The sequence below is a fragment of the Microvirga sp. Mcv34 genome (genome assembly GCF_024519725.1).
GTDB lineage: Bacteria > Pseudomonadota > Alphaproteobacteria > Rhizobiales > Beijerinckiaceae > Microvirga.
In genome coordinates, this window is record NZ_JALJRK010000153.1 from 1 (window position 1) to 5,641 (window position 5,641).

Annotated in this window: 4 protein-coding genes; all 4 read right to left on the bottom strand. The window is 63.7% G+C overall.

Features of this window, described 5'->3' with window-relative positions; all coding sequences use genetic code 11:
• Nucleotides 1-315 precede the first annotated feature (315 nt).
• Entirely contained in the window at nucleotides 316-756 is a 441-nt protein-coding gene (locus OC446_RS29000) for a hypothetical protein (RefSeq protein ID WP_262032391.1), read from the bottom strand.
• Nucleotides 757-850: 94 nt separating this feature from the next.
• Complete coding sequence (locus tag OC446_RS29005) at nucleotides 851-1,945, bottom strand: SWIM zinc finger family protein (protein ID WP_262032392.1); 1,095 nt, start codon at nucleotides 1,943-1,945, stop codon at nucleotides 851-853.
• A 5-nt stretch (nucleotides 1,946-1,950) separates the two neighbouring features.
• The gene (locus OC446_RS29010) at nucleotides 1,951-4,641 is read right to left on the bottom strand and encodes a DEAD/DEAH box helicase (protein WP_262032393.1); all 2,691 of its coding nucleotides are present in this window, start codon (nucleotides 4,639-4,641) and stop codon (nucleotides 1,951-1,953) included.
• 279 nt (nucleotides 4,642-4,920) lie between these two features.
• A complete protein-coding gene (locus OC446_RS29015) occupies nucleotides 4,921-5,463 on the bottom strand; it encodes a hypothetical protein (protein WP_262032394.1) in 543 nt (180 codons plus the stop codon).
• Nucleotides 5,464-5,641: the final 178 nt, after the last annotated feature.

Below are 5,641 nucleotides of genomic sequence, written 5' to 3' on the forward strand. Positions count from 1 at the left end.
CAGCATCGCACAGCCCACCAGATTTCGGAATCACCCGTCAGTGACACAACACTAGCGGGACGGCCTAATGACCCTGCTTCGCCCGGGCACATCGGGGAGCTTGGCGCGCGTTACCCTAGGCGTTACCCGAGAATTGGGTACGCTGAGCGCCACCGGCCTCGAACCAACAATGTCTTTGATTTTCTTGAGAAATTTGGTGGGTGATGTAGGGCTCGAACCTGCGACCCGCTGATTAAAAGTCAGAGGCTCTCAATGAGGCTGGGGAACAAGTATCCGGATGTGATCCAGATTGGGAGCGTGCCCTGCCCCGGATGCCTACGCGGTCTCCTCAAGCGCCTTGCGGACGGCCGCCAGTGGCAGGCCAAAGTGCTTGGCGACTTGTGACGGCGCCACCCCCGCCAGAAGGGCAGCCCGCACCGCCTTGCGCTGCCCCTCCTGTAAGGTGGATGAGCTCTTGCCGGATCGTGAGGACTTGACCCGTTGTTTTGAGGGCTGCGGACTGAGGCGCTTAAGGGCTACGCTGGTGTTTCTGATCGCCGCCTTCAACTCAGGTCGGCTGCCCCTGCCCTTCTCCATCCGGCGCTGCACCTCCTCCAGAACTTGCCCGAGCTGCCGGGCCAGTTGAGTGTCGGACAAACTGGCCAGCGCCGCCGGCTTGGCCGGAGCCGGTTCGGACAAAGGCGTCGGGATAGTCAGGGTGACCTCGAACAGGTCAGGGGTGCGGGGCGAAGATCGCTTGTGCGGCATGGGCTTCATATGGGCATTCGGCCGCTCTGATCCAAGCTTGGAGGGAGTTCGCCGCACCGTGGACAGAGGTTCCAGGCCCTCCTGATTCCGGTGGGTTGGGAGATCATTTCCACCACTTCACGAACCCATCCGGGGTCAGTTCGATCTCGGGCTTCGGCATGGTCCGCTTCCCTTTGCCTTTCACGATTTTGGGATCTTGGGCTCGCTTGGACGCCTTTCGGATCGGGGAATCGTCGAGAGGCCGAGCCTGCGCGATCGGCTCAGCAGAATGAGGCACCTTACTGGCCTTGCTGGTTTTCCGGATCTGCCGTGCCGGCAGTACGGCGTGCGGGTTCGCTTTTCGAGCAGCGGGTGCCGGGCGGGACCGAACGACGGCCTTGCGTCCCGCTACCTTCGTGCCGGTCCGCTTCTGGCCAGTTCTGGCCACTGGCTCAGGGACAGTTGGGATAGCATCATGGCCGGGGGTTGCACCTCCGGTCTCTGCCATGTCCAAGCCGAACAAGGCCGAGATGTCGTCCGTCTCCAGGACCTTGCCCGTATCGACCGGCCGACTCGAGATGGACAGCGCCGTGTCCAGATCGGCGACCAGATCCTTCTCGTCCACCGCACGCAGCCGGAACAGAAGCTCGGGTGCCTCATCAAACCGGGCGCCGACGCCATACAGGACCGCAGCGACGTGCTTGCACATGAGAGCTCCGTCCGGGCAGGTGCACGAGAACCGGATGTCCGACGGCTTGGGGAACAGGCCCCGGTCCTGGCAGCAGATCCGCTCCATCACGCCCTTGGAGAACCGGCCTTGCAGCAGTTCAATCAGAGAGTCGATGCCGCCGGCACAATCCGTGCAGATCGACCGCCACAGCGTCGGCGCCAACGCCGTGATGCTGACGCTGACCCTGTAGATCGACGATCCACTGACCGTCGCCTTGATCTCCAGCGGCGAGATCTGAAGGTCGATCACCGCGCCATTGCGCACATAGCTGCGGCCGCGCGGCAGGCGATTTTCGAAATCCTGATAACTCTCCAGGTTGTCGCACCACGCCTTGCCCCAGAAGGTCCGGGCGATGGTGCGTCCCTCCAGGACGACAGGGGCAACCGGGTGCCCTTTCTTGCGCAGCTTCTCCACCTCGCGCGCGGCTTGCTTCCGGCGCTCCGCAACCGGAACGTAGGAGGGCCATGCTCCATCAAACCAAGGGGCCATCTGCCTTACTCCGCCAGGACCGACTTCAGATCAAGAGCCACCATGCGGAGCAGCTCCTCGTTGTTCATCTCGGTCAGGTTGATCTCGTCTCCATTAGCCAGCAGATCGTCCGACAGGCCCTTCTTTGCCTCGATCAGCGCGTCGATCTTTTCCTCCACTGTGCCCTGGCAGACGAATTTGTGAACGAGCACGTTGTTCGTCTGGCCGATCCGGAAGGCGCGGTCGGTGGCCTGGTTCTCCACCGCCGGGTTCCACCACCGGTCGAAGTGGACGACGTGAGACGCCGCGGTCAGCGTCAGCCCTGAGCCCCCGGCCTTCAAGGACAGGACGAAGAACGGCACAGCCTCGTCCTCCTGAAAGGTCTGAACCAGCGCCTTGCGATTCTTGACCTCAGTATCGCCGTGCAGAACCAACCCGCTCCGGCCGAAGATCTCGCTCAAGTACGCGGCCAGCGGGGCCGTCATCTCGCGGAATTGGGTGAAGACCAGCATCTTCTCCTGGCGAGCAGCGACAACCTCGGCGATCTCGCGCAGGCGAGCCCACTTGCCGCTGTCGGCCTCAGCCCACTTGCCATCGTTGAGCCACTGCGAGGGATGATTGCAGATCTGCTTCAGCCGCATCAGCGTCGCCAGCACGATGCCTTTGCGCCGTATCCCGTCGGCGTCCTGCAAGGCTTGGGTCAGATCTGCCACCGTCCCGGCATAGAGAGCGGCTTGCTTGCGGCTCAACGGGCACAGCGCCTTGACCTCCGTCTTGTCCGGCAGGTCGGTGATGACAGTCTTGTCAGTCTTCATCCGTCGCAGGATGTAGGGCCGGACCAGATCACGCAGCGGGCCGTAGGGATTGTGCGGCCGCTCGGCTAGGGCCTTGGTATAGCGGCCGAAGTCCTTCGCGCTGCCGAGCAGGCCGGGATTGATGAAGTCGAAGATCGACCACAGGTCGCCGAGGTGGTTTTCCACCGGCGTTCCGGTCAGAGCGATGCGTGCCTCGGCCTTCAGGTCCTTGGCCATCCGGGTCTGCTTGGCGTTAGGGTTCTTGATTGCCTGCGCCTCGTCCAGCACCACGAAGCGCCAGGACGTTTCGCCCAGCACCGGCAGGCGCAGCAGCGAGCCATAGCTGGTGATCACCAGATCCAGGCCGGACAATCCCTCTACCGTCACCTGCTTGAGGTCTTCGGCCGCCATTGCCGAGGGATGCACGATCCTCGCGTTCAGCCCAGGGGCGAAGCGCTCGATCTCCGCCGCCCAGTTGGCCAGCAGCGATGCCGGAGCGACCAGCAGGCTCGGCTTGCGTTCCGCTCCCTTCCGCTTCTGGATCAGCAGCAGAGCCAGAATCTGGATCGTCTTGCCGAGCCCCATGTCGTCGGCCAGGCAGGCGCCAAGCCCAAGTCCGCTCAGGAGGTGAAGCCATTCGACGCCGGCTTGCTGGTAGGGGCGCAAGCGTCCCTTCAGGGCCGGGCCGGGATCAATCCCGGCGCCGTCGGGACTGCGCAGCGCCCTCAGCGTCTCGGTCAGCCACGCTCCGGCCGTGATCTGCGACCACTCGGCAGCCGCGGCAGGCTCGTCGTCGCCGGTGGGCTCAGTGCCAGCCAACAGGCGCATGGCCTCGGCAAAGGTGAGCCCCTCCTGCTCGGCAAGGTCCTGCACCTCCTGCAAGCGGCGCATCGCGCGTTCCAGACGCGGACGGTCGATCTCCACCCATTGACCCCGCAGCAGCACCAGCGTCTCGGTGCCAGCAAGCAAGGTGGCCATTTCCTCAGCCGTGAGCGGCTCACCCTCCAGGGTCACGTCCATGCGGAAGTCGAGCAGGGCGTCAAGGCCTGTCCCGGAGGGCGGACGGGCGCCAACCGTGGCGGTGACCTGCGGGCGTGACGGGCGGCTTGCGCGCCATTGAGTGGGCAGGCGCACGACCACACCGGCGCTTTCCAGGTCCGGTACGCTGTCCAGAAGCCGTGCGGCCTCGGCCGGGCTCCAGCGTAAGGGATGAAAGATCTCACCGGCATCGACCATGGCCTTGAGCCAACTGACGCGCTCTGCCGCCCGCTGCACCGGCATCAAGAGCGACAATAGCTTGTCGCGATGGGCAGCACCGGCGTATTCGCGCAAGGCTTGGCCGAGCGGCACATGCTGGGCTCTCGCCTGGGCCGACAGGCGCGTGGTGTAGGTGGCCAGGAAGGCAAAGGGCCGCTCCGGGTCGCGGCGGTTCTCGGCCAGATTGAAGTGGACTCGACCGATCAGGTTCCAGGCCGGGTTCAGCGTCTTGAGGAACGCTTGCAGGTCAGTGCCAGCTGCTGCAAACGAGGCGGTGAACGCGGTGCCAAGGTCGGCCCACAGCTTACGCAGGATGTCGACGGTCAGGTATTCCGCCCCCGGCATCATCGGGGCGGTCAGCATGAGTGTAGCGAGTTCGGCCTCGGCCGGTGGGGCGACGGCGGACAGAAAAGCGGCGGACGGCCCCTCTCCGCCCCCATCTGATCCGTGAAGACAGACCGCCTCCACATAGCGCACAGCGAAATCGCGCCACCAGGTGAAGGCAGGCGGCAAGAATTGGCCGATTTCGCGTGCGCCAAGCTGCATTAGCCCATGCCCGGTGCCACGGCCGAACGCTTCCGCCAGCCGTGCCGCCGCTGTATTATCCAGGGTTGGCGCGTCGTTCGCCTCCTCCAGCAGGAGGTGTCCCCGCGGGGTGAGACGCAACTCAATCCTAGGCATTGTGGTTGAGCGAGCTCCGATATAGTTCAATTCGCGCTGTCCGTTCTAAAAAACCACAATAGCCACCGAACACGGCTGAAATCTCGTCAAGGAATCACTGGAATTCGTCAGCATTGGCGTCGATCTCGTCCGGAACATTGCCATTCCGCCTAATCAGGCCCTAATGCGAGGCATGGCACCATGGGTCGATGGGATGCGCCACGGATGCTCATGCCTCGCCTCCATCTGTCCGACGAGGCGTTACCCTGTCGCAAGCTGATCACCCTATCCTGCGGCGGGTGTCTCAGAAGCACGTCGCAGGATCCCGCGCTGCCGATCATACAGGTGCAGGATTCTATCTGGTGCCAGTGCGTCCGGCCAGAACGTAAAGCCGGCGTGCTGCTGCAGGAACAGATCCTGTCCGCAGCCTGGGACCAAGCACTCCCGCTTGCCCTTCGGACACTGTGAGAAGGAGCAGAGCCGACCGCGATAGGCGTTCGCCTCTCCCTGCAGGATGAAGATCTCGACCTGATGGTGAGCCACCCCGATCTGCTTTTCCTTGAACAACTCGTGGAGGGCGACACCGCGGGCGCGAGTGAGGGCCAGGAGTCGGTCAAGGCGATCGAGCCACACCGCCAGATCGACATCCTTGCATTCGTGCCAGACCGGAACGTCCCAGTGTCGGAACGGCTGGAAGCGCGGGACCTCCCGCCACAACGGCCGGGCAACCGAGCCGATCAACGCCACCGCCTCGACTTCAGGCACCCCGGCGAATGCTGCGGTCACGGCATCTGCCGCCAGACGAAATCGGGCCTGCCGGTCCAGCATCTGGCAGTCCTGTTCGGTGATCTCCCGGCGTGTGGGGCGTCTCATGGTCAAACCCGTTCCAATCGAGCGTCAAAACGGAGAATGAGGATTGTAATTGAAATCAGGTCGAGATCGCCCCCTAATCGTAAGCGTGGCGTCATGGCCGCCTACCGAAGCGGCGATCAGGATGAGATAAGTG